The sequence below is a fragment of the Rhodoferax lacus genome (genome assembly GCF_003415675.1).
In the GTDB taxonomy this organism is placed as follows: Bacteria; Pseudomonadota; Gammaproteobacteria; order Burkholderiales; family Burkholderiaceae_C; genus Allorhodoferax; species Allorhodoferax lacus.
Genome location: NZ_QFZK01000002.1, coordinates 307,875 through 329,519, shown reverse-complemented (window position 1 = coordinate 329,519; position 21,645 = coordinate 307,875). Strand labels below are relative to the sequence as shown.

The 21,645-nt window shown below is 63.2% G+C and carries 26 protein-coding genes; 17 read left to right on the top strand and 9 right to left on the bottom strand.

Annotated elements, in window-relative coordinates; genetic code table 11:
- The first annotated feature begins 7 nt into the window (after positions 1 to 7).
- The 12 genes from DIC66_RS05195 to DIC66_RS05135 are packed head-to-tail and all read left to right on the top strand — an operon-like array spanning position 8 to position 9,921.
- Positions 8 to 667 carry an SCO family protein gene (locus tag DIC66_RS05195; protein WP_117174731.1) on the top strand — a complete coding sequence of 220 codons (660 nt, stop codon included), beginning with the start codon at positions 8 to 10 and terminating at the stop codon, positions 665 to 667.
- Between the two features lie 4 nt (positions 668 to 671).
- Positions 672 to 1,094, top strand: coding sequence for a type II secretion system major pseudopilin GspG (gene gspG, locus DIC66_RS05190; protein ID WP_117174729.1), 423 nt, complete (start codon positions 672 to 674; stop codon positions 1,092 to 1,094).
- Between the two features lie 39 nt (positions 1,095 to 1,133).
- On the top strand, positions 1,134 to 2,327 hold the full coding sequence (locus DIC66_RS05185; RefSeq protein ID WP_117174727.1) for a type II secretion system F family protein: 1,194 nt from the start codon (positions 1,134 to 1,136) through the stop codon (positions 2,325 to 2,327).
- Positions 2,324 to 4,015, top strand: coding sequence for a GspE/PulE family protein (locus tag DIC66_RS05180; protein ID WP_233505788.1), 1,692 nt, complete (start codon positions 2,324 to 2,326; stop codon positions 4,013 to 4,015). The genes DIC66_RS05185 and DIC66_RS05180 overlap by 4 nt, the downstream gene beginning before the upstream one ends.
- Positions 3,996 to 4,814, top strand: a complete 819-nt coding sequence (locus tag DIC66_RS05175) for a hypothetical protein (RefSeq protein ID WP_117174725.1) — start codon at positions 3,996 to 3,998, stop codon at positions 4,812 to 4,814. Before DIC66_RS05180 ends, DIC66_RS05175 begins: the two co-directional genes overlap by 20 nt.
- Positions 4,811 to 5,344, top strand: a complete 534-nt coding sequence (locus DIC66_RS05170; RefSeq protein ID WP_117174723.1) for a hypothetical protein — start codon at positions 4,811 to 4,813, stop codon at positions 5,342 to 5,344. Before DIC66_RS05175 ends, DIC66_RS05170 begins: the two co-directional genes overlap by 4 nt.
- Positions 5,341 to 5,898 carry a hypothetical protein gene (locus DIC66_RS05165; RefSeq protein ID WP_117174721.1) on the top strand — a complete coding sequence of 186 codons (558 nt, stop codon included), beginning with the start codon at positions 5,341 to 5,343 and terminating at the stop codon, positions 5,896 to 5,898. Before DIC66_RS05170 ends, DIC66_RS05165 begins: the two co-directional genes overlap by 4 nt.
- Positions 5,895 to 6,452 carry a hypothetical protein gene (locus DIC66_RS23210; RefSeq protein ID WP_199534665.1) on the top strand — a complete coding sequence of 186 codons (558 nt, stop codon included), beginning with the start codon at positions 5,895 to 5,897 and terminating at the stop codon, positions 6,450 to 6,452. The genes DIC66_RS05165 and DIC66_RS23210 overlap by 4 nt, the downstream gene beginning before the upstream one ends.
- Positions 6,449 to 8,452 (top strand): secretin N-terminal domain-containing protein, encoded by a 2,004-nt coding sequence (locus tag DIC66_RS05150; protein ID WP_147321242.1) that lies wholly within the window; start codon positions 6,449 to 6,451, stop codon positions 8,450 to 8,452. Before DIC66_RS23210 ends, DIC66_RS05150 begins: the two co-directional genes overlap by 4 nt.
- The gene (locus tag DIC66_RS05145) at positions 8,449 to 8,943 is read left to right on the top strand and encodes a type II secretion system protein (RefSeq protein WP_117174714.1); all 495 of its coding nucleotides are present in this window, start codon (positions 8,449 to 8,451) and stop codon (positions 8,941 to 8,943) included. Before DIC66_RS05150 ends, DIC66_RS05145 begins: the two co-directional genes overlap by 4 nt.
- A complete protein-coding gene (locus DIC66_RS05140) occupies positions 8,943 to 9,320 on the top strand; it encodes a type II secretion system protein (RefSeq protein ID WP_117174712.1) in 378 nt (125 codons plus the stop codon). Before DIC66_RS05145 ends, DIC66_RS05140 begins: the two co-directional genes overlap by 1 nt.
- Entirely contained in the window at positions 9,307 to 9,921 is a 615-nt protein-coding gene (locus tag DIC66_RS05135) for a type II secretion system protein (RefSeq protein ID WP_117174710.1), read from the top strand. Before DIC66_RS05140 ends, DIC66_RS05135 begins: the two co-directional genes overlap by 14 nt.
- Before the next feature lie 15 nt (positions 9,922 to 9,936).
- Here DIC66_RS05135 and DIC66_RS05130 read toward each other — a convergent pair whose 3' ends face one another.
- On the bottom strand, positions 9,937 to 10,533 hold the full coding sequence (locus DIC66_RS05130; protein ID WP_117174709.1) for a lytic transglycosylase domain-containing protein: 597 nt from the start codon (positions 10,531 to 10,533) through the stop codon (positions 9,937 to 9,939).
- Positions 10,530 to 11,207, bottom strand: a complete 678-nt coding sequence (locus tag DIC66_RS05125) for a Crp/Fnr family transcriptional regulator (protein WP_117174707.1) — start codon at positions 11,205 to 11,207, stop codon at positions 10,530 to 10,532. The genes DIC66_RS05130 and DIC66_RS05125 overlap by 4 nt, the downstream gene beginning before the upstream one ends.
- A 130-nt stretch (positions 11,208 to 11,337) precedes the next feature.
- Here DIC66_RS05125 and DIC66_RS05120 point away from each other — a divergent pair, with 130 nt between their 5' ends.
- Positions 11,338 to 11,676 carry a PilZ domain-containing protein gene (locus tag DIC66_RS05120; RefSeq protein ID WP_117174705.1) on the top strand — a complete coding sequence of 113 codons (339 nt, stop codon included), beginning with the start codon at positions 11,338 to 11,340 and terminating at the stop codon, positions 11,674 to 11,676.
- A 22-nt stretch (positions 11,677 to 11,698) separates the two neighbouring features.
- On the opposite strand, the gene DIC66_RS05115 is transcribed toward DIC66_RS05120, so the two are convergent.
- The 5 genes from DIC66_RS05115 to DIC66_RS05095 all read right to left on the bottom strand — a co-directional run bounded on the left by DIC66_RS05115 (position 11,699) and on the right by DIC66_RS05095 (position 16,232).
- Positions 11,699 to 11,998, bottom strand: coding sequence for a hypothetical protein (locus tag DIC66_RS05115; protein ID WP_117174704.1), 300 nt, complete (start codon positions 11,996 to 11,998; stop codon positions 11,699 to 11,701).
- A gap of 138 nt (positions 11,999 to 12,136) precedes the next feature.
- Positions 12,137 to 12,391: a sulfur carrier protein ThiS gene (gene thiS, locus DIC66_RS05110; protein ID WP_117174702.1), complete on the bottom strand. Its 255-nt coding sequence runs from the start codon at positions 12,389 to 12,391 to the stop codon at positions 12,137 to 12,139.
- Between the two features lie 24 nt (positions 12,392 to 12,415).
- Positions 12,416 to 13,711 carry an NAD(P)/FAD-dependent oxidoreductase gene (locus DIC66_RS05105; protein ID WP_117174701.1) on the bottom strand — a complete coding sequence of 432 codons (1,296 nt, stop codon included), beginning with the start codon at positions 13,709 to 13,711 and terminating at the stop codon, positions 12,416 to 12,418.
- Positions 13,712 to 13,895: 184 nt separating this feature from the next.
- Positions 13,896 to 15,743 (bottom strand): aldehyde ferredoxin oxidoreductase family protein, encoded by a 1,848-nt coding sequence (locus DIC66_RS05100; protein ID WP_117174699.1) that lies wholly within the window; start codon positions 15,741 to 15,743, stop codon positions 13,896 to 13,898.
- A gap of 12 nt (positions 15,744 to 15,755) precedes the next feature.
- Positions 15,756 to 16,232 (bottom strand): 4Fe-4S dicluster domain-containing protein, encoded by a 477-nt coding sequence (locus tag DIC66_RS05095; protein WP_117174697.1) that lies wholly within the window; start codon positions 16,230 to 16,232, stop codon positions 15,756 to 15,758.
- 221 nt (positions 16,233 to 16,453) lie between these two features.
- On the opposite strand from DIC66_RS05095, the gene DIC66_RS05090 reads away from it, so the two are divergent.
- Positions 16,454 to 17,575, top strand: a complete 1,122-nt coding sequence (locus DIC66_RS05090) for a helix-turn-helix domain-containing protein (protein WP_117174696.1) — start codon at positions 16,454 to 16,456, stop codon at positions 17,573 to 17,575.
- A gap of 86 nt (positions 17,576 to 17,661) precedes the next feature.
- Here DIC66_RS05090 and DIC66_RS05085 read toward each other — a convergent pair whose 3' ends face one another.
- Positions 17,662 to 18,519: a hypothetical protein gene (locus DIC66_RS05085; protein WP_117174694.1), complete on the bottom strand. Its 858-nt coding sequence runs from the start codon at positions 18,517 to 18,519 to the stop codon at positions 17,662 to 17,664.
- Between the two features lie 302 nt (positions 18,520 to 18,821).
- Here DIC66_RS05085 and DIC66_RS05080 point away from each other — a divergent pair, with 302 nt between their 5' ends.
- Both DIC66_RS05080 and DIC66_RS05075 read left to right on the top strand, forming a co-directional pair.
- Positions 18,822 to 20,111, top strand: coding sequence for a solute carrier family 23 protein (locus DIC66_RS05080; RefSeq protein WP_158558845.1), 1,290 nt, complete (start codon positions 18,822 to 18,824; stop codon positions 20,109 to 20,111).
- Positions 20,112 to 20,126: 15 nt separating this feature from the next.
- A complete protein-coding gene (locus DIC66_RS05075) occupies positions 20,127 to 20,744 on the top strand; it encodes an LOG family protein (protein WP_117174691.1) in 618 nt (205 codons plus the stop codon).
- A gap of 27 nt (positions 20,745 to 20,771) precedes the next feature.
- Here the strand turns inward: DIC66_RS05075 and DIC66_RS05070 are convergent, their stop codons facing one another.
- The gene (locus DIC66_RS05070; RefSeq protein ID WP_117174689.1) at positions 20,772 to 21,167 is read right to left on the bottom strand and encodes a group II truncated hemoglobin; all 396 of its coding nucleotides are present in this window, start codon (positions 21,165 to 21,167) and stop codon (positions 20,772 to 20,774) included.
- 169 nt (positions 21,168 to 21,336) lie between these two features.
- Between DIC66_RS05070 and DIC66_RS05065 the strand changes: the two genes are divergently transcribed.
- Positions 21,337 to 21,636, top strand: a complete 300-nt coding sequence (locus tag DIC66_RS05065; RefSeq protein ID WP_147321240.1) for a hypothetical protein — start codon at positions 21,337 to 21,339, stop codon at positions 21,634 to 21,636.
- The last annotated feature ends 9 nt before the right edge of the window (positions 21,637 to 21,645 follow it).

The window sequence follows — 21,645 nt, the reverse complement described above, 5'->3', positions numbered from 1 at the left end:
ATAAATAATGAAATGTGCAAATCAATTGCGCCACGTGGCGCGTGCAGCGGCGGCAGCCTTGCTGGCAACGGGGCTGGCACAGGCGCCTGGCGCGCTGGCACAGGAAAACCATACCGGCCACGACATGTCCGCCATGGACCCGCATGCCCACCACGCCCACCCAGACAAGAGCGCGCCCACCAAGCGCAGCATGGTGGATGTCACCGTGACGGCCACACCCATGGTGCGCCAGGACGGCAGCAAGACCACACTGGCCCGTGAGCTCGAAGGCAACAAGCCGGTCATCCTGGCCTTTATCTATACGTCCTGCACCACGGTCTGCCCGGTCACCAGCCAGATACTTTCCCGCACCCAGGACCTGCTGGGCAACGAACTGAAAAACGTGCGCATGCTGTCCATCTCGATTGACCCCGAGTACGACACGCCCGAGCGCCTGCTGGCCTACGCCAAGAACTTTGAAGCCAAGCCGCAGTGGCAGCACTACAGCGGCACGCTGGCCAACAGCGTGGCCATCCAGAAGGCCTTTGGCGCCTACCGCGGCGACAAGATGAACCATGTGCCGCTGATGTTCATCAACGGCGGCGGCAAGAGGAGCTGGGTGCAGATCGAGGGCTTCCCTTCGGCCGAGCAAGTCGTCAAAGAGTACCGCGACCAACGCAAGAGCTGAACCCATGCAACGCACAACCCTGAAGGCGCGCGGCTTTACGCTGCTGGAACTGCTGGTGGTGATGGTGATCATCGGCCTGCTGGTGGGCTATGTGGCGCCCATGTATTTCAAGCAGGTCGGCAAGTCCGAGGTCAAGGTGGCGCGTGCCCAGATTGAATCCTTTGGCAAGGCCCTGGACCAATACCGCCTGGACACCGGGCACTACCCCAGCAGCGAGCAGGGACTGGCGGCATTGACCGCCAAGCCCGCCGATGAAGCGCGCTGGGACGGCCCCTACCTGAAGAAGGGCCTGCCCGCCGACCCTTGGGGGGCGCAGTACACCTACAAGCGCCCGGGCACCCACGGCGAATACGACATCGTTTCGTTCGGCAAGGACGGTGTGCCCGGCGGCACCGGTGAAGACGCCGACCTGGGCAGCTGGGAATAGCCCCGGTGCACGGCAGAAACCGGCACGCTTGCGCTATCCATGCAATTCACCATCCGTTCCATCGACCGGTCTGCCGCAGTGAGTACGTTCACGCTGGAGGCATCGAGCCGCGAACTGGCCCTCAAGGCCGCGGCCGAACGGGGTCTGCGCGTGCTCTCGGTCACGGGTGGCAGCGCCATCGGCCTGCCCGGCAGGCGCCAGCGCAGCAGTGACTTTCCGGTTGGCCAGTTCAGCCAGGAGTTGCTGACCCTGCTCAATGCCGGCCTGGCGCTGGTGGAGTCCATCGAGACGCTGAACGAAAAGGAAACCCGCAGCGAGCGCAAAGACATTCTGGGCAAGCTGGTGGAGGACCTGTTTCGCGGCAGCTCGCTCTCCAACGCGCTGGCGCAGTTCCCCGGCACCTTCCCGCCCCTGTTCGTGGCCACGGTGCGCGCCAGTGAACGCACCGGCGGACTGCCCGAGGCGCTGGAAAAATATGTGGCCTACCAAAGCCAGCTCGACACGGTCAAGAAAAAGATCATCAGCGCCAGCATCTATCCCGTGCTGCTGATGGTGGTGGGCACCCTGGTGATTGCCTTTTTGATGGGCTATGTGGTGCCGCGCTTTGCCAAGATTTTTGAAGACCTGGGCGGCGAAATTCCCTGGATGTCGCGCCTGCTGATCAGCTGGGGGCACTTTGCCCAGAACTACGGCATGGCGCTGCTGGTGGCCATTGGCCTGGGCATCGTGGCGCTGGGCTACTGGCTCACCCGGCCACAAACACCCACACACATCGTGAAGGCCCTGCAACGCATTCCGGCACTGGGCGAGCGCATCCGCATCTACCAGCTGGCGCGCTTCTACCGCTCGCTGGGCATGTTGCTGCGTGGCGGCATGCCGGCGGTGGGCTCGCTGGAGCTGGTGTCGGGCCTGCTGCCCGGCGCGCTCAGCCAGCAACTGGGTATTGCTACCCAATTGATACGGGAAGGCACCCCCATTTCGCAGGCCATGGAGAAAACCGGCCTGACCAGCGCGGTTTCCGCGCGTATGCTGCGCGTGGGGGAGAGAACCGGACAGATGGGTGAAATGATGGAGCGCATTGCCTTGTTTTATGACAGCGAGATCAGCCAGTGGATTGACTGGTTCGTCAAACTGTTCGAACCACTGCTGATGGCCTTCATCGGCCTGGTTGTTGGCTTCATCGTGGTGGTCATGTACTTCCCGATCTTCGAACTCGCAGGAAGCATCCGATGAACGACAAAGCCAGCGCCACCCCCTCGGCCTTCATGGGCCTCATGCGTGAGGCACAGGACCGGGCCACGGTGGAAAACCGCCCGATGGTGGAGCCGCTGCAGCAAATCCTGGAACTCGACAACACCCAGTTTCTGGAAGCCCTGGGCCAGCGCGTGGGCCTGCCCGTGGTGTCCATGGCCTCCATCAACAGCATGGTGGCCGCCATGGACCTGATGTCCTTCCCGGACATGCTGCGCCACGAATGCCTGCTGCTGCGTGACACAGAAGGACAGGTCAACCTGATCGTCTCCGACCCGTTTGACCAGAAGCTGCGCCAGTGGGCCGATGCCAACCTGGATTTCGCCTACAGCAAATGCCTGTCGCACCGCAGCGACATCACGGCCTACCTGACACGCCAGGAAAAAGGCCTGCGCGCCATGGAGTCGCTGGGCGGCGGCCAGGGCGGCAGCGTGCCCCTGCAGGACGAGTCGGTGGAAGAGCTGAGCTTTCGCACCATCAGCGAAGACGCCAGCCCGGTTATCAAGTTCGTCAACTCCACCCTCTTTGATGCGCTGCGCGCGGGCGCCAGTGACATCCACCTGGAGTCCACCAGCGCTGGCATGGTCATCAAGTACCGTATCGACGGCGTGCTGAGCACAGTGGGCTCGGTGGCTACGTCAGACCTGGCCGAGCAGACCATCTCGCGCATCAAGGTGATGTCGGAGCTCGACATCTCCGAGCGCCGGGTGCCGCAGGACGGGCGCTTTCGGGTGAGCCTGCAGGCGCGGCTGATTGACCTGCGCGTCTCCATCATTCCCAGCATCCACGGCGAAGACGCGGTGCTGCGGATTCTGGACAAGCAGTCGCTCTCGGACCAGATGAAGGGCCTGCAGCTCACCACGCTGGGCTTTGATGAAGACGTGGCCGCCGTGCTGCGCGGACTGGCCGCCGAACCCTACGGCATGATGCTGGTCACCGGCCCCACCGGCAGCGGCAAGACCACCACGCTGTATGCGGCCATCTCCGAGATCAACACCGGTGCGGAAAAGATCGTCACCATTGAAGACCCGGTGGAATACCAGTTGCCCGGCGTGCTGCAGATTCCGGTGAACGAAAAGAAGGGCCTGACCTTTGCCCGTGGCCTGCGCTCCATCCTGCGGCATGACCCGGACAAGATCATGGTGGGTGAAATCCGCGACTCCGAGACCGCGCAGATCGCCATCCAGTCGGCCCTCACCGGCCACCTGGTGTTTACCACCGTGCACGCCAACAATGTGTTTGACGTGATTGGCCGCTTCATGCACATGGGCGTGGACATGTACAGCCTGGTGTCGGCCCTCAACGGGGTGTTGGCCCAGCGCCTGCTGCGGGTGAACTGCAAGCACTGCGAAGACGACGACTACCCCGCCCCGGACCTGCTCAAGGCCTCGGGCCTGCACGAAGACGATGTAGCCGGCTGGCGCTTTCGTGCCGGACGGGGCTGTGGCCACTGCCGTGGCAGCGGCTTCAAGGGGCGCAAGGCGATTGCCGAGGTGCTCAGCCTGAATGACGAAATCCGCGAGCTGATCGTGGCGCGTGCGCCGATCCGGCAACTCAAGAAGGCAGCCCAGTCCAACGGGACCCGGCTGCTGCGGGAATCGGCCCTGGACCTGGTGCGCCGCGGCGAAACCACATTAAGCGAGATCAACCGTGTCACTTTTATCGCCTGACACCCTGCTGCTGTACGTCACGCCGGACCGCATCCAGGCCGTCAAGACCGTGGGCATGGGGCAGCGTCCCGTGGAAGTCCACCAGCGCAACGCCTCGATACAGATCGCCGACAACTGGCAGGATCTGGTGCGCGTGGCAGGCGAGCTGGTGCGCCAGACCCAGACCACACGCCTGCACGTGGTGCTGTCGGACAAACTGGCGCGCTACGCCTGCTTCCCCTGGCAGGCCGGGCTGCGCAACGCCGACGAAGACCTGGCCATGGCGATGCTCAATTTTGATGACGTGTACGGCGCCAACGCCAGCGCGGACTGGCACTTCGGCTTCAGCGCCGGGCGGCCTGGCCAGTCGCGGCTGTCGGTTGCCATTCCCAAAACCCTGTTTGCGCTGCTGCAAAACCATGTGGGGCAAAGCGGCTGCAAGGTGGCTTCGGTTCAAACCGCATTTACCGCCACCCTGCAAACCCACCGCAGTGCGTTGGGGCCCAGTGGCTGGCTCATCAACCTGGAAGAGGGGCGCCTGACGCTGGGCTGCTGGAGCCACGATGCCTGGAGTTGGATCTATTCGGTGCATGCCGAGTTTGACAGCCCGCAAGAGCTGCTGGCGCGCGTGCACCAGGAGATCATGCTGGCCTCTACCAGCCTGAAGGCATCGCAGTTGCTGCAGATTTTTGTGCATGCACCGGCCTTTGAGCACCTGCCCTTTGGCACGCTGGACGGCGTGCTGTTCACACCCCTGAAAACGCCGCCCGGCGAGCCCGGCGCCAAGTACGCCTTTGCACTGCTGGGAGCCAGGACATGAAGGGCTTTTACTTTGATCTGGTGGCCCTGCCGCGCAGCACTTACTGGCTGCGCGCCAGCGTGCTGCTGCTGGGCGCCCTGGCACTGGCCTGCGTGCTGGCCTATTGGCAGCTGGTGCAGGTGCCCGCATTGGCCGGGCAGCATCAGCGGGTGCAGACCGAAATGACCCGCCTGGGCACGGCCCCCAAAGTGGCCGCCATGAACCCCAAGGACCTGGCACAGGCCTGGCAGCGCGCGCACAGTGCCTCGGTGCAACTCGGCCTGCCCTGGCAACGGTTTTTTGTGCAGTTGGGCAAGTCCTCCATAGCCGGCAAGGTGGCCTTCATCTCGGTTGAGCCGGACACGCAAAAGGGCTCGGTGGTGCTGGTGGCAGAGGCCCGCACGCTGGAATCGATGCTGCAGTTTGTGGGCGACCTGCAGGCCAGCACCGACTTCTCCGAGGTGGTGCTGCAGTCGCATGCCATCAACAAGGACATGCCGGAGAAGCCGGTGCGCTTCCGTGTCTCCGCCATCTGGAGGATTGCCGAATGACGCGTGTGGCTTTGCAGCGCCAATTGCGCTACCGCATGGACCAGCTTGGCATCACCGGCGGCCTGGGCATAGTCCTGCTGCTGATGGCTCTGGCTGGCTGGTACACGCTGGTGCGAACCAGTGAGAAGGACCTGGCCAGCACCCAGCGCAAGCTGCAATCGCTGCAGCAGCAGGTGGCTACCAAAAGCAGCTTGCCGGTGAACTCGGCGCTCGACCACGAAGAGCAGCTGCGTGTGTTCTACAGCGGCTTTGCACCCACCGACAAGCTGCCCGAGACCCTGCAGCGCATCTACAAGGCTGCCGAAAAGCAGGGCCTGGCCCTGGAGACAGGGGAGTACGCGCGCCTGCAGACCGGCACCGACCGGCTGGCGCGGTTTCGCGTCTCGCTGCCGGTCAAGGGCAGCTTCAGGCAGGTACTGGGCTTCATGGACAGCGTGCTGCAGGAAAACAATACCGTGGCTCTGGAGAACGCCGTCTTCAAGCGCGACAAGGTGGACGACGAGGCCATAGAAGCCAAGCTGGTGTACCTGGTCTATATGGACACACAGCCATGACACCTGCGCGCACCCGACTGTTGATAGGCGCAGGCGCTGCACTGACGGCGGCCCTGATCTGGTTTGCTCCGGGCCCGGACGAGCAGGCAGTGTCGGAGCCGGCCAAGGCCGGCAAGACCCTCAAGTTGCGCCCAGCTTCAGCGGCAGACAGCAGCCCGCTGGTTGCAGCGGCCACCAGCCTGGACCAGACCCTCAAGGGCTCGCAGGAGCGCGGCACGCTGAACGAAAAAAGCGCCAGCACCCTGTTTGCCAAAAGCACCTGGGTGGTGGTGCCCCCGCCGCCGCCGCCACCGCCCCCTCCCCCCCCACCGCCACCGCCCGCTCCTACACCGCCGCCCACTGCGCCTGCCCTGCCCTATGTCTACATGGGCCAGTTCGCACAGGGCGATACCCATGTGGTCATGCTGGTACGGGGCAACCGTGTGCTGACGGCAGGCGTGGGCGAAACGCTTGAAAACACCTACCGCATTGATCGCATTGAGGCCAGCAAAGTGACACTCACCTATTTGCCCTTGGGCACTTCGCAATCTTTATCCACCGGGGGTTCCCAGTGAAAACAATAAAATTTCCATCCCGTACCGTGCTGGCTGCCCTGCTGGCCCTGGCTCTGGCCGGCTGTGCTGCAGACCGCATGCACAGTGAGGGTCTCTCCCTTATCGATGAAGGTAAGCTTGAAGAGGGCCTGAGCAAGCTGGAGCAGGCCAAACAGGCTGACCCCGGCAACGCCAACTTCAAGAAAGACTGGATTCTGCAGCGCGACGCCCTGACAGCGCGCCTGTTGCGCGATGCCGAGAAGGAGCGCAGCGAGCAACGCTGGGATGCAGCATTGCAGCGCTATGCCCGCGTGCTGACGCTGGACCGCGGCAACATCGCCGCCCGCCAGGCCAGCAACGACATCACCGCCGAACGCCGCCAGTCCGCCCGCGTGGACGATGCGGCCCTGCAATATGGCAAGGGCGACCTGGATGCCGCCAGCAACACCATAGCCCGCGTGCTGGTGGAAAACCCCTCCCACGTGCGTGCGCTGGCACTGCGCAGCCAGATCATCCAGGCCACCGCGCAGAACAGCCTGCTCAATGGCGCCGCCCTGAACCTCAAGGGCAAGAAGCCCGTCACCCTGCAGTTCCGCGATGCCAACCTGCGCATGGTGATGGAGGCGATTGCCAAGACCACCGGCCTGAACGTGATGTTCGACAAGGACGTCAAGACCGACCTGAAGGTCACCATCTTTGTGCGCGACACGCCGGTGGAGGAGGCCATCGACCTGATCCTGATGCAGACCCAGACAGCCAAACGCATCTTGAGCGAGAACTCGATCCTGATCTATGCCGATACCGAGGCCAAGTCGCGTGAGTACGCTGAACTCAAGATCCGCCGTTTTGCCATGACCAATGCGGACCCGAAAAACGTCATGGCCATGGTCAAGACCATGACCAAGACCAAAGACATTTTTATAGACGAAAAGACCAACTCGCTGGTGGTGCGCGATACGCCGCAAATCATCCGCATGATCGAGAAGCTCATCGTGGCCATGGACCAGCCCGAGCCCGAGGTGATGCTGGAAGTCGATGTGATGGAAGTCTCGCGCGACCGCGCCCTGGCCCTGGGCATAGACCTGCCCACCACCTTTGGCACCAGCCTGACCTCGATGACGCTGGACCAGTTGGCTGCGCTGGGCCGGGGGGACTTCGTGTCCACAACGGGTGTGACGGTCACGGCCAAAAAGACCGACTCGGACGTCAACACACTGGCCACACCACGCATCCGCGTACGCAACAAGGAAAAGGCCAAGTTCCTGGTGGGTGACCGCCTGCCCGTGATCTCCACCGCAGCCGTGCCAGGCTCCACCGCAACAACCGGTGTGGGGGCGGTGTACAACACCAGCGTGCAGTACGTGGAAGTGGGTATCAAGATTGAGGCCGAACCAACCATTTACGCCGACGGTGAAGTGGCCATCCGCATGGCGCTGGAGGTGAGCTCGGCGGGTGCCCCCAATGCCGATGCAGCCAAGACCGGCACCATTGCCTACACCATTGGCACCCGCAGCGTGAACACCGTGCTGCGCCTGAAAGACGGCCAGACCGAAGTCATTGGCGGCCTGATCCAGGACGAGGACACCAGCGCCGCCACGCGCGTGCCAGGCCTGGGTGACATCCCGATCCTGGGCCGCCTGTTTGGCAAGCAGACAGATGTGAAGAACAAAAAAGAAATCATCATGTCGATCACGCCGCGCATCATCCGCAACAACCGCCAGGTCGACAGTGACTTGCTGGAAATGTGGTCGGGCACAGAAAACAACATGCGCTTTGGCAACCGCCAGGCTTCGTCTTCGTCAGCCTCGTCGGCCTCCTCGGCGGCTGCTGCACCTGCCGTAGCCGCACCCGCTGCAGCTCCGGCTCCTACGGGTTCAAGATTGGCTCGCCCGGCCGTGCCCGCACCGGCACCTGTACCCGCCCCAGTCAATCTGCTGGCGCCTGTGCCCATGCTGGCCCCGGCAGCCGAGCCAGCTGCAGACACCGCTGTGCCCGAGCAGGACCCCAAGCCCGCACAATGAAAGCCCTGCGCGCATCTGTGCGCCCACGCGGGTTCACGCTGATCGAAATGCTGGTAACGGTCACCATCGTGGCCTTGCTGTCTACGGTCGCGTTTCCCATGCTGGAGCTCGCCGAACGCCGCAGCAACGAGCGCGAACTGCGCGAGGCGCTGCGCCAGATACGCACCGCGCTGGACAACTACAAGCAGGCCGTGGACGAGGGCCGCATCCTGGAAGAGACCAAGGGCAGTGGCTACCCACCCACCCTGGAGGTTCTGGTGACCGGCGTGCCCGATGCCAAGAGCCCCAAGCGCGACCAGATGATGTACTTCCTGCGCAAACTCCCCCGCGACCCCCTGATGGCGCAGGCCGGGCCTGAGGGCGCCACGCAATGGGGGCTGCGGAGCTACGCCAGCCCCGCCACCAATCCACAGCCCGGCGCGGATGTGTTTGATGTGTACTCGCGCTCGGCCGCCGTCGGCCTGAACGGCATAGCCTACAAGGACTGGTGATGCGCACTCGACACCGGGGTTTCACACTCATCGAGCTGATCGTGGTCATGACCATCATCAGCTTGCTGCTCACGCTGGCCGCACCGCGCTATTTCCGCTCGATTGAGCGCAGCAAGGAGACGGTGCTCAAGGCCAATCTGGCCAGCACCCGCGATGCGCTGGACAAGTTCCACGCCGACACCGGACGCTACCCGGAGCAGCTCGCCGAATTGGTGGCCAAACGCTATTTGCGCACCCTGCCCTGGGACCCGATTGCCGACAGCTCCGAGGCCTGGCTGATCATTCCCCCCGCAGACGGCCAGGGCGGCGGTGTCTACAACATCAACAGCGGCGCCGAAGGTGCGGGCGATGATGGCATTCCCTATGCCGAGTGGTAGCCTGGCTCCCCGTCAGGGTGGTTTTGTCTATATCGCGCTGCTGATTGGACTGGCCATTCTGGGCATTGGCCTGGGCGCCACCTCGGAGGTCTGGACCCTGACACGCCAGCGCGAAAAAGAGCAGGAACTGCTGTTTGTAGGCAACCAGTTTCGCCAGGCCATTACCCGCTTCTATCTGCAGTCGCCGCCCGCAGCGCGGCGCTTTCCCCTGAGCCTGCAGGAGTTGCTGGAGGACGTGCGCACACCCGACAAGCCCCTGCGCCATCTGCGCCAGCTCTACGCCGACCCCATCACCAACAGCACCCAATGGGGCGAGGTTCGCCTGCCCAGTGGCCAGTTGGTGGGCGTGTACAGCCCCTCCACTGACAAGCCCCTCAAGGTCTTTGGTTTTTCCCTGCGCGACAAGGACATGGTGGACAAGGAGCAATATGCCGAGTGGGTGTTTCGCTCGGCCCTGCCGGCCGCCAACCCCGTGCTGGCCGCAGGCCAGGGCTATACCACCCCTGGAACGGCAGGCCCTGTGGTACCGCTGCCGCCGCAGGCGCGCCCCAACACACCTACGCCGCCTGGTTACATCCAGCCCGTGCCGCGCACCCGCTAGGGTGGCTCCAACCTGTCAGGCCAGGCGCTTGGCCCGCTTATAGATGGACAGCACTTTGGGAACATATTTTTCGGTCTCGGCAAACCGGGGAATCCGGCGCCCGGCCTGCATCACCGCACCCTCACCCGCGTTATAGGCGGCAACGGTCAGCTCCATATCCTCGCCAAAATAGTCCATCAGCCACCGCAGGTATTTGCTGCCGGCAAGGATGTTCTGGCGCGGGTCCCAGCTGTCGGCCAAGCCGAAGCGCCGGGCCGTGGCCGGCATCAACTGCATCAGGCCCTGGGCACCCTTGGCTGACCTGGCGCGCGGGTTGTAGTTGGACTCCACCAGGATGACCGCATGGATAAGCTCCGAGGGCAACTGGTAGGCCAGGCTGGCCTCCTGGATAAAGGGCCAATAGCTGGCAGGCACTGCACTCGAAAACGCGGGTTCGGCCAAGGGCAGTTGCACCACCACTTTTTCGGCCGCAATCAGCAGCGTGGTGGCCGCGTCATCCGGATTGCTGGACAACACCACCGAGCCACTCTCGCTCAGGCCGGTATACACCTGTGCATGGCTCTGGCAGCCTATCAAGGCACCCAGCAGCAGGGCACAGGCAGGGTAACTCATGGCCGGGGTTTGGTGCGCCGCTCGGTGATGGCGAGCATGCCATCGGGCGTCTTGCGGATAAAGCCCTGGGCCTCGAATTCCTTGAGCGCCTTGCTCACCATTTCACGCGAGGCACCCACCTCGCGGGCAATCGCGGCATGCGATATCTTTTTTCTGACTATGAGCTGGCCGCTGGGCGTTTCTTCGGCCATTTCAAGCACGTAGCGTGCGACCCGGCCAAACACGCTCAAGAGCGCCAGGGATGCAATTTTCTGGTTGGCCTTGCGCAACCGCTTGACCAAGCCGCGCATGACGGCCACGGCCATCTGGGCGTTGTGCAATATGCAGCTGTTGAATCCGTCGCGGGTGAGTACCAGCACGTCTACCTGCGTAGCGGTGACCACGGTGGCCGAGTGCGGCTGGTTGTCCAGCAAACTCATTTCGCCAATGCAGTCGCCCGCGCCCAGGGTGGCCAAGACAAGTTCCTTGCCGCTGGAGTTGGTGACGACCACGTTGGCCGTGCCCGACAGGATGACGAACAGCATGTTGGTCTTTTGGCCTGCCTCGACCAGACGCTCAGAACGCTTGTAGCGCTTTTTCTCGAGTGCACCCATGAGCGATACCGCCTGCGTATCGGACAGATGCTCGAAGAGCGGCACGCGCCGCAATAGCTCTGGTGTTGTGAGTGTTGCCACTTAGCCTAGCCCCAATTTATATTTGAATCTTCCCTGACCGGGGCCATTTTCAGCCCTCCGTTCCCATAACTAGCTTACAGTAAATGGGACGGACTCCGCCATTCGGTTTTATAAGCCATATATATACACCATGTCCTACCAGGAAAAACGACTCATACCCCGGATCCAGTTGGGCGCGGTGCCTCCGGGAGCCGTGACATTGCTGATGCAGGGCAGGCGTATCGCCGTGGAACGCCTGCGTGATATTTCACACGCGGGAATCAGCTTCTTCCTCACCCATGAGTTGCCGGAGTCCGAGGGTGTCACGCTGGAATACCAGGACAGCCATGTCAAGCTCGAAGTGTTTGGCCGCATTGCCTGGTGCAGCCAGGCCAGGGCCGAAGCCGCCCATGCACCACAAGGCGCGTATCTGGTGGGACTGGAACTGCTCAGCCCCATGATGCTGTACGCCGTGCTGCCCAAAGCCTAGGGCCTGCCGGGACCAGCAGGAGCTAGCCGCCTCCACGCTGCATATACAAATCAAAGCGCTTCATGAAAGCGTGGCGGGCCACATCATCCACCCCCGCAAAACGAAAGCTCACCGCCAGGCGCGGCATAGCCACCAGCGCAATCACACGCGGTTCCGCCACCTGCCACTTCAGCCCCAAGGCACCGTCACCAATGCGCACACCCACGGTGCGCTCCTGGCGCTTCCAGTGGTGCTGGCCAATGGCCTCGGGCAGCCAGCGCAGCCAGTCGGCCTCGGTGCAGGCCATATCGCGCTCAAAGCGCTCTTCGTAAACAGATTGCATAAAGAAGTTCAGGCCGCAGAGAGCCACACGCAGTGGGCGAACGTGGGGGCCATGTTTCGCCGCCGGGCCGCCCCAAGGCGAAACGCGCCCCCTCGGGGGGCAGAGAGCCACACGCAGTGGGCGAACGTGGGGGCCATACTAGCCGCCTGCAATGGGTGGCCAGATGGCCAGCACGTCACCGGGCTGCAGGGCCAGCGTGGCGCGGTCCTCGGGCGCGATATAGCGGCCGTTGATCAGCACCAGATGCACCATTTTCTCAGGCAACCCAAAAGGCTCGATGATCTGCAGAATGGTGGCACCGGGTGCCACCTCCAGCTCGACCTGGTTGGCGTAGCGGGCTTGCTGCGGCAGGAAGTCGGTGAGGGAAGCAAACAGCTTGAAGGTGATTTTCATAGGCACACGGTTTGAGCCTGCATGCTAGCGCCTGCGCGCATCATCGGCACCCGACCATTCCTGTTGCCCCTGAGCCGCACCCAGGTAAGCCTCCACCAGTTTGGTGGGGTCTTTCTTCAGCACGTCCTTCCAGTCGCCCAACTTGACCTGGCCTTCCACCAAGCCGCGCATCACGCCCACATGCTCGGTCCAGCCCACACTGTTGCAGCCCACCAGCACATCGCCCTGGAACTGCAGGCTCAGGTGGCGCCCTGCTGCTATATCGGTCAGCTCCACATGCTCGCCGCCGGGGCGGCCCTGCCAGTCGCCAAAGCTGGTGGAGATCAGGCCCAGGGTGTCGAGCACATTGATTTGCGTGACACCCTTGAGCTCGGCGCTCAAGGCCTGGCCGCGCGCCTGGCTGACCATGTTGGCGCCGGCAATGCGGGCCTGCTCGGCCGCATTGGGCTGGATGGCGGACACAATGGTTTTGCCGCTGACCTTGTCAAAGGCCTCGGCGCAGTCTCCGGCGGCAAAGATGCCGGGCACATTGGTCTGCAAATGCTCGTCGGTCAACACACCCAAGAGACAGGTGATGCCGGAGTCCTTGAGGTAGCCAATGGCCGGGCGCACACCGGCGGCGCTGATCACCAGATCGGCCTCTACGGTGGTTCCGTTGGACAGCTTCACTTGCAGCGGCTTGCCCGGGGTGATGGACTCCACTTTGGTGGAGGTGAACACCTGCACGCCCTTGGCCTCGCACCAGTCGCGGATCATGCCGCCGGCGGTGGGACCCATCATGCGGGGCACCATGCGGTCGCCCATTTCCACCACACTCAATTGCACGCCACGGGCTGCCAGCGCTTCCATGATGATGCAGCCGATAAAGCCTGCACCAAGCTGCAGCACGCGCGCACCCTGGGTGGCCAGGGCCGCAATCTTGCGCGCATCGTCCAGCGTCCAGCAGGTGTGCACACCGGGGCTGTCGATGCCGGCAATGGGCGGGTGCAGCGGGTGCGAGCCGGTGGCCACCAAGAGCGTGTCAAACGCCAGGCTGTGGCCGTTGTTCAGGGCCACGGTTTTGGCCTTGGCATCCACGCCCGTGACCTGGGCCTGCAGCACCTCGATCTTCAGGTCGGCAAAGTGCGTGGGGCTCTTGCGCAGGTAGGTGCCGCGCTCGTCGATGTTGCCAATCAGCAAATAGGGAATGGCCATGCGTGAGTAGCTGGGCTCGGGCTCGTCACCGACGATGGTGATGCGGTCCAGCGGCGCCAGTTTGCGTATGGTTTCCGCGGCAATCACGCCGGCCGGGCCAGCGCCCAAAATCAAGTGGTGGGTCATGGGGTGTACTCCAGAAAAAAGGAAAGGCGGCCCGTGGATGACCGCCTTTGTGACAGGGACTGTTGGCAAATGGTCTGCGGCTGCTTGCTGCCAACATTCACCAACTGGTGCCAGACACTGCCGACCGCTGCCAGCCGCTGCTGCTGCGCGCGTGGCGTTGGGCAGCAGCGGTCAGCGCGCTGGTCTACAGCCCCAGGCGCGCGCGGGTGTCCGCTGTGGGGCGGCCTTCCGAATCCCAGCCGCGGGCGGCGTAGTACTTGGGCATCATCTCGGCCAGCATGTTGACCTTGCCCTTGGCCGGGCCGCTGTTCACAGCTTCGGTCAGCAGGCGCTTGGGCAGGCTGTCGTCTTTGGCGGTGAAGCCGGCACGGTTGTTGAACTCGCGCTCCATGTTCCAGATGCGCTCGCCAATATGGGCCAGCTCTTCGGTGGTGAACTCGTCGCCGATGGCGCCTTGCAGCTGCGGTGCCAGATCGGCCAGGCCCCAGGCAAAGGTAGTGAAGATGCACAAGCCCGACGAATCGAACGCAGCGGTGGCGTCCTGGAAGGCTTTCACCAGCTCAGGCTTGCCTTCGTGTTCCAGCGGATCGGTCTTGACCGGAATGCCCAGCACCTCGGACGCAATGGTGTAGCCGCGCAGGTGGCAGCCGCCACGGTTGGAGGTGGCATAGGCCAGGCCAATGCCCTGGATGGCGCGACCGTCGTAGGCCGGGAACTCCTGGCCCTTGCTGCTCATGCTCAGGTCGGGGTGGCCGTACTTGGCGGTCAGGCGCTTGGAGCCCTGGCCGATTTCCTTGCCAAAGCCGCGGCCGTTCACCGTCTCATCCACCAGAAAGGCCAGTGCTTCGGCCGAGCCGAACTTGGCATCGATGCCCAGCTGCTCCTTGGTCAGCACGCCCATTTCATACAGCTCCATGACCGCACCGATGGTGGCGCCAAAGCTGATGGGGTCAATGCCCTCTTCGTTGCAGATCAGGTTGGCGTATTGCAGGGCTTCGAGGTCTTTGACGCCATTGGCCGCCCCCAGGGCCCAGGCTGCTTCGTATTCCAGGCCGCCGTTGGCGCCCCAGTACTGCGGCTTGGTGGAGACGGTGAAGTGGCTCTGGTCCATCTTGCTGATGCGCCCGCAGGCAATGGTGCAGCCAAAGCAGGCCTGGTTGGTGACCAGGTGCTTCTTGCCGTCGGTGGCGCGCGGTGTGGCCATGGCTTCGGCGGAAATATCCTTGGCGCCTTCGAACTGGCTGTCGCGGTGGTTGCGAGTGGGCAAGGCGCCCACTTCGTTGATCACGTTCATCAGCACCTGGGTGCCGTAAATGGGCAGGCCTTGGCCGGTGACACCGTTTTCGGCCAGGATTTTCTTCTTGTCCTTGACGGCCTGCATGAAGGCCTTGGGGTTCTTGATGTTGCCCACGCCCTTGGTGCCGCGCACGGCAATGGCTTTGAGGTTTTTGCTACCCATCACGGTGCCCACGCCCGAACGGCCAGCCGCACGGTGCATGTCATTCACCACGGCCGCAAACAGCACGCCGTTTTCACCGGCCTTGCCGATGCTCGACACGCGGGTCAGCGGATCTTGCAGGCTTTTCTTGAGGGTGGTCTCAGTCTCCCACACGCTCTTGCCCCACAGGTGGGCGGCATCACGCAGCTCGGCCACATCGTCGTTGACGTACAGGTACACGGGCTTGGGTGAAGCGCCTTCAAAAATCACCATGTCCCAGCCGGCCATCTTGAACTCGGCACCCCAGTAGCCGCCCGAATTGGAGCAGGCAATGGCGCCGGTGAGCGGGCTTTTGGTGATGACGGTGTAGCGTCCGCCCGTAGAGGCCATGGTGCCGGTCAAGGGGCCAGTGGCCCAGATGATTTTGTTGGCAGCAGACAGCGGGTCCACGGTGGCATCCACCTCTTCGCAGAGGTACTTGGTGCCCAGGCCGCGCGAGCCGATGTAGGCGCGGGCCCATTCCATATTAAGGGGTTCGGACTTGACGGTACCTGCGGTCAAGTCAACGCGAAGAATTTTTCCTGCCCAAGACATTTTTGGTGCTCCTTAAGATGCAGAGGGCTGGTTGCCCAGCTTGTTGGCCCATGCTTCCATCTTGCCCAGGCCCGTCCAGTTGGCGTCGATGAAGGTGATGGCGCTGGTGGGGCAGGCATCGGCACAGGCCGGGTCGCCACCACACAGGTCGCACTTCTGCACCTTGCCGGTTTCTTCCACGTAGTTGATGGTGCCAAAGGGGCAGGCGATGGTGCAGACCTTGCAGCCCACGCAGGTGGCTTCGTTGACCACCTTGGCGCCGGTGGCTTTGTCCACGGTGATGGCTTCTACAGGGCAGGCATGCAGGCACCAGGCTTCGTCGCACTGGGTGCAGGTGTAGGGCACTTTCTTGCCGGTTTCGTGGAAATTGAAGACCTTGATGCGCGATTTGGCGGTAGCGAAGGTGCCGTAGTTCTCGAAAGAACAGGCCATCTCGCACTGCAGACATCCGGTGCACTTGTCGGCGTTGATATGCAACAGCTTTTGCATGCTTACTCCTGTATGTGGGCATGAGGCCTGGCTGCAACCTATGCAGTGCCGTGCCTATGAAATGATTTGCCTACGCATTGTTGAAGCGATAGACCACAGACCGTCTAGGGATAACCCTAGTCGGGATTGCGCAAAGCCGGAATTTCTCAATTTGCAACACAATGGGCTTGTAACCTCGGCAGGGCCAACAGCCCAGCGGACCCCCACTTTCAGCCCCACCCATGCCCACCGTGAACGCCCCGTCAACCACCAGCGCCCGCATGGACAGCATCGCCTTGGCACGCCAGGATTTGCTGGGCGAGCGCAAGCAGTTGGACAGCCTGGTGCCGCCCTGGGTGGCGCGCTCCTGGCAGCGCTGCCTGCTGTCCGGCATGGCACCCAACAGGGCGGCCGAGTTCGAGCTGATTTCGCAGACGCACAGCCGCCAGACCAGCGAGGGCAACAGCCACCTGGTGCAAACCGCCAAGCCCCTGCTGGAAAACCTGGGGCGCGCGATTGCCAATACCGGCTACTTTGTGATCCTGACCAACCAGCACGGTGTGGTGGTGGATGTGAACGGCCCCATAGACCGCAGTGACCGCCGCGCCGACCTGATCACCCGCATCGGCACCGACCTGTCCGAGCAACGCGTGGGCACCACGGCGATTGGCACGGCACTCACCGAGCAGCAGCCGGTGTGGCTGCACCGGGGCGAACATTTTTTCTCCAACACGTCTGCCTACAGCTGCGCCGGAGCCCCGGTGTTTGGCCCCGCGGGCGACTGCGTAGGCATGCTGGACCTCACCGGCATCGAGGCCATGGAGCGGCCCGAGCTCAGTCACTTGGTGACACAGGTGGCGGGCAAGATTGGCAATGCACTGGTGCTGGCGCAATCGCACAGCTTGCTGCTGCGCCTGAACTGGCCGGGCAACGCCTTGGGCACTGATGCCGACGGCATGCTGTGCCTGGACGCAGACGGCTGGGTGACGGGTGCCAACCGGGTGGCGCGGCACATGGTGTCGGGCCTGCAGACCAGCGCACGTGTGCATGCCAGCGACCTCTTTGGCCTGCCCCTGCAAATGCTGTTTGACGCGGCACGGCGCAGCCACAACACCCTGGACCTGCCGCTGTGGAGTGGCCTGAGCCTGAGTGCGATGGCGGTGCAGCCGGCTTTCGAGAACATGCCCGCCCGTTTTGACAAGGGCCATGTGCTGGCCGGCGGCATAGGACTCAAGGACATGGAGACCGCCCTGATTCACCAAGCCGTGGAGCAGGCCCGCGGCAATGTGGCACAAGCCGCACTGGCCCTGGGCATCAGCCGGGCCACGGTGTACCGCAAACTGGGCGCCCGCCAGCGCCAGTAAGGCGCCTGCCTGCGTACCGTTGACTGCCTGTGCACGCCGTGGGCATCAGCGATGTCCATCCATCCCATGGCGTTGTGCTTTCCTGGCTAGGGTCGGGGCAAAAAGCGGAGCTGTGTCGCTACAAAGCCGGCATTTTGTGCGTCGCCAAACAGCATGGCCCTGGGCGTGATCCAGCCTTCGGCCCAGAGCCTGTCACCTTTGAACCAGGGGTTGGTGCATTGGCGGTACTGGCTCAGCGCACGCACAGGCTTGGTCACTTCAAACACCATGCTGGCGCCCAGTGCCATGATGTTGCCGTATTGGCCCGACAGGGTCCGGGCCAGCGGCTCTGGCAGGGGGCCGGCCTGGATATGGTCGCTGTATTGGGGCGGCAGATGCAGGCACAACACATTGTGCGAGCCCTGCGCGTTGTAGACACCGGCCGAGGCGCAAATGGCATTGGGCATACAGCCTTCGGAGCGGCCAAACGCCTGCGGATTGGCATTCACCATGTCCAGGCTTTCGCTGTTCTCGTTCCAGTGCAACACCCCCTTGTAGGCCACCCGGATGAAGGGGGCCTGGCTGGCGTTGCGCCCATAGTCCGAAAAGCCTTGCGCCAGCGCCTTCTGGCAGTCCCTCTGGGCAAAGGTTTCGTGGAGGGTCTTGCAGGCCTGGCGCGCATCCAGCAGGGCCCGCTTGGCCGCGCTGCGAAAGGGCCTGGCCCCGGTGTTCCAGTCCACATGCGGGCCCAGCAAATTCAGACCGGCATCACTGACCTGGCCCATGTTCTGCACGCCGTACATCAGGGCCGTGGCCAACAGTCCGTCGAACATGTAGATGCCCTGGGACTCCAGCAGCGCGGGCTCCAGGGAGTCGCCGCTGTGCAGCGGGGGCTGGGCCGCCAGTGCGGCCGCGCCAAGCGCGCCGCAACAAGCAACGGCCAGCGATCGAAGAGCTAAATGCATGGGTTTCCCTGTAGTTTTGGCATGCAGTGTAAGGCCCGAACCAGCACAAAGCCAGCTGGATTTTCGGCGTTACATACCACTCAGTAGCATTCAATTCAAGTCGTACCCGGTTGGCAAATTGGGCCCAATAATCGCACCCAGCGACACAACGCATTCAAGCCCCATGCCACCCCAAACAGCCGCCACACTGAACCCCAGACGCTGAACCACCGCGTTCACCAGCCCCCTTCCCTATCCACTGCCATGCGCCAGGCCACTCCAATGGGTGGTTGAGCCGCCGCATGGCCCACCCCACTCAATCCATGACCCAAAATCTTGCAGCCCGCTTGCCCAACAGGATCCACGACCTGCGCGGCGGCCTTGTCACTTTGCTCAGCAGTGTCTACATCACCATGCTGATCCCCTCCATGCTGGACCACAACCTGAGCACGGTAGCCGCTACCGCACTGGCCTGTGCGGTGGGCACATTGCTATTTGCCTGCGTCACCCGGCTGCCGTTTGCGGTGGGGCCGGGCATTGTTCCGGCCAGCCTGGTGGCCTCCATGCTGGCCCGTGGCGTGCCCTTTCAAACCGTTCTGGGACTGGAGTTCTATGCGGGCCTGGCCTTTCTGGCGCTGGCGTGCTGCGGTGGTCTGCAGGCAGCGCTCAGGCGCATGCCGCCGGTGCTCAAAGCCACGGGGCAAATGGCCATCGGCCTGTATTTGCTGATGGCTGCCCTGCGGGTGGTGGGGCTGGGCGGCGGCAACTCCGCACCGGGCTTGCACCTGGGCGCCGAAGCCTTTTTGTTTCTGGCCGGGCTGCTGGGCGTGTTTCTGGTTAGCCGGAGCAGGAAGTGGAATGGCTATGCCATTCTGGCTGGCATCGCTATTGCGTCTGTCCTGGCATGGCTGTCCAACCTCACCCCCCAAACCTCCACGGTGCCCACCGCACCGCTTGCTTTGGTGCTGCCCGATTTTGCCGATGCACTGCAATGGCGCTTTCTGGGCGATGGGTTGATGCTGCTCTATGTGGTGGTGGTTGACGTGGTGGCCACTCTGGAAACGATGGCGGCCTGCGCGCCACAGTTGTGCACCCCCGATGGGCGCCTGAAGCATTTTGAGCGCAGCCTGGTGATGAGCGGCGTGGTGTTCCTGATCAGCCCTTTTTTGGGCAGTGCGCCCTTGCTGGTGTTTTTTGAAAGCCTGGGCGGCGTGCTCAGTGGGGCACGCACACTGTGGGCTGCAGGCCTGATGGCAGCGGGCTTTGCCGCCCTGGTGTTTCTGGCGCCGCTGGCGCAGCGCATACCGGTGTGCGCCTGCGTGGTGGGCCTGGCCTATGTGGGCTTCATCATTGCCCGGCACGCGATTGCCGCCATGCCCGAGGGCTCCACCGCAGCGCCCGGCGGCGCCGGCCAACACATTCCCCGCGAACTGCCCTACCTCGTTGGCACGGCCGTATTGGCCCTGCTGCTCACCCAAAGCCTGTCAATGACCTTGTTCGCACTGTTTGCCGTGTACCCACTTTGCAAGCACCAGACCGGCCAGGCGCTGCGGGCCTGGGAGATCAGTGCCAGCGTACTGTGCATCACCCTTATCGGCCTGACGGCCATCTAGAAGGAAACCAAGACCATGACGTCCCCATTCACATCCAGCATCGGCAAGCGCATCACCATGGAACTCGAAAGCGCCAACCAGGTGCTGCACAGCCTGGCTCCGGCAGTCACCATCTTTGGCGGCACCCGCGTGAAGCCCGACGACGCCTGCTACCTGAGCACCATAGAGCTGGCGCGCACCATTTCTGCAGCCGGCATACCGGTGATCTCGGGCGGAGGCCCCGGCATCATGGAGGCGGCCAACAAGGGAGCACGCGCGGGCATGCACGGCGCCAGCGTGGGGCTCAACATCCTGCTGCCCTTTGAGACCCCCAACCAGCACCACGACCTGTCGCTGATGTTTGAACACTTTGCATCGCGCAAGATCACCTTTTGCCGCCACTCCCGGGCCTTCGTCTGCATGCCGGGTGGCGTAGGCACCCTGGACGAACTGTTTGAATGCCTGACCCTGATACAGACCGGCAAGATGCCCGAGGTACCCGTGCTGTTGTTCGGCCGCGCCTTCTGGTCTGGCCTGCTGGAATGGCTGGAGAACACCGTGCTGGCGCGGGGCCTGATATCCAATGACGACCTGAAGCGCCGCATCCAGTTGGTGGACAGCGTGGAGGAGGCGATGGCGATTATTGTTCGCTAGCGCGACGCGCCGCAGCGCACCAGGGGCTCAGAGGTTGCGCATCCAGTCGGCCGTCTGGAAGAACGACTCCTGCAGGCGGGTGCGCAAAGGCTCGGGCACCTGCACCTCGGCCATGGCCTGGCCCATGCAGGCCAGCCACTGGTCGCGCTCCTGGATGCCGATCTTGAAGGGCATGTGGCGCGCACGCAGGCGCGGGTGGCCAAAGCGCTCGGTGTAGTGCTGCGGCCCGCCCATCCAGCCGCATAAAAACCAATTGAGCTTTTCGCGCGCCTGCACCAGGTCACTGCCGTGTGCGGCGCGCAATTCCTTGTAGGCGGGTTCCAGGTCCATCAGGTCGTAGAAGCGCTCCACCAGGGCGTGGATTACAGGCTCGCCGCCGATCACTGCAAAGGCCGATTCGCCCTGCGTCTCTTCGTCATTCATACGGGCTTTCTCAAGTCTGGGGGTGGGCCATTTTCACATGCACGGGGCAGGCACCGTGGCCCACAAGGCGTGCGCAGTGAACCGTGAGCAGCACCCAAACGTCGGTAGTTTGCGCGTCACGATTTGGTTAACAATGCGCTGACCGCAGGAAATGGAAAGGGCCACACCCATGGAAATCAAAGACTACCGGCAGCCCATGGTGACGTCGATCGGTGTCATTTTGGGTTTTTTGATGGGCTTTTTGGGGCAGTGGGTGACTGAGCCGGCCTTCCATCTGGGCAGTGGGGCCGACTACATCGTCTTTGCTGGCTGCTTGCTGGGTGTGGTGCTGCTGCTGGTCGCCTTGTACCGCATGCTTGCACCGGCGCAGCCACAGGACATGACTCGCTACTACACGCGCACGCTGCGGCTCTATATGGGCGGCATCGTGGTGGCGTTTTCAAGCATGGTTGTTTCGGCCTTTGTCTGATGCAGGCCT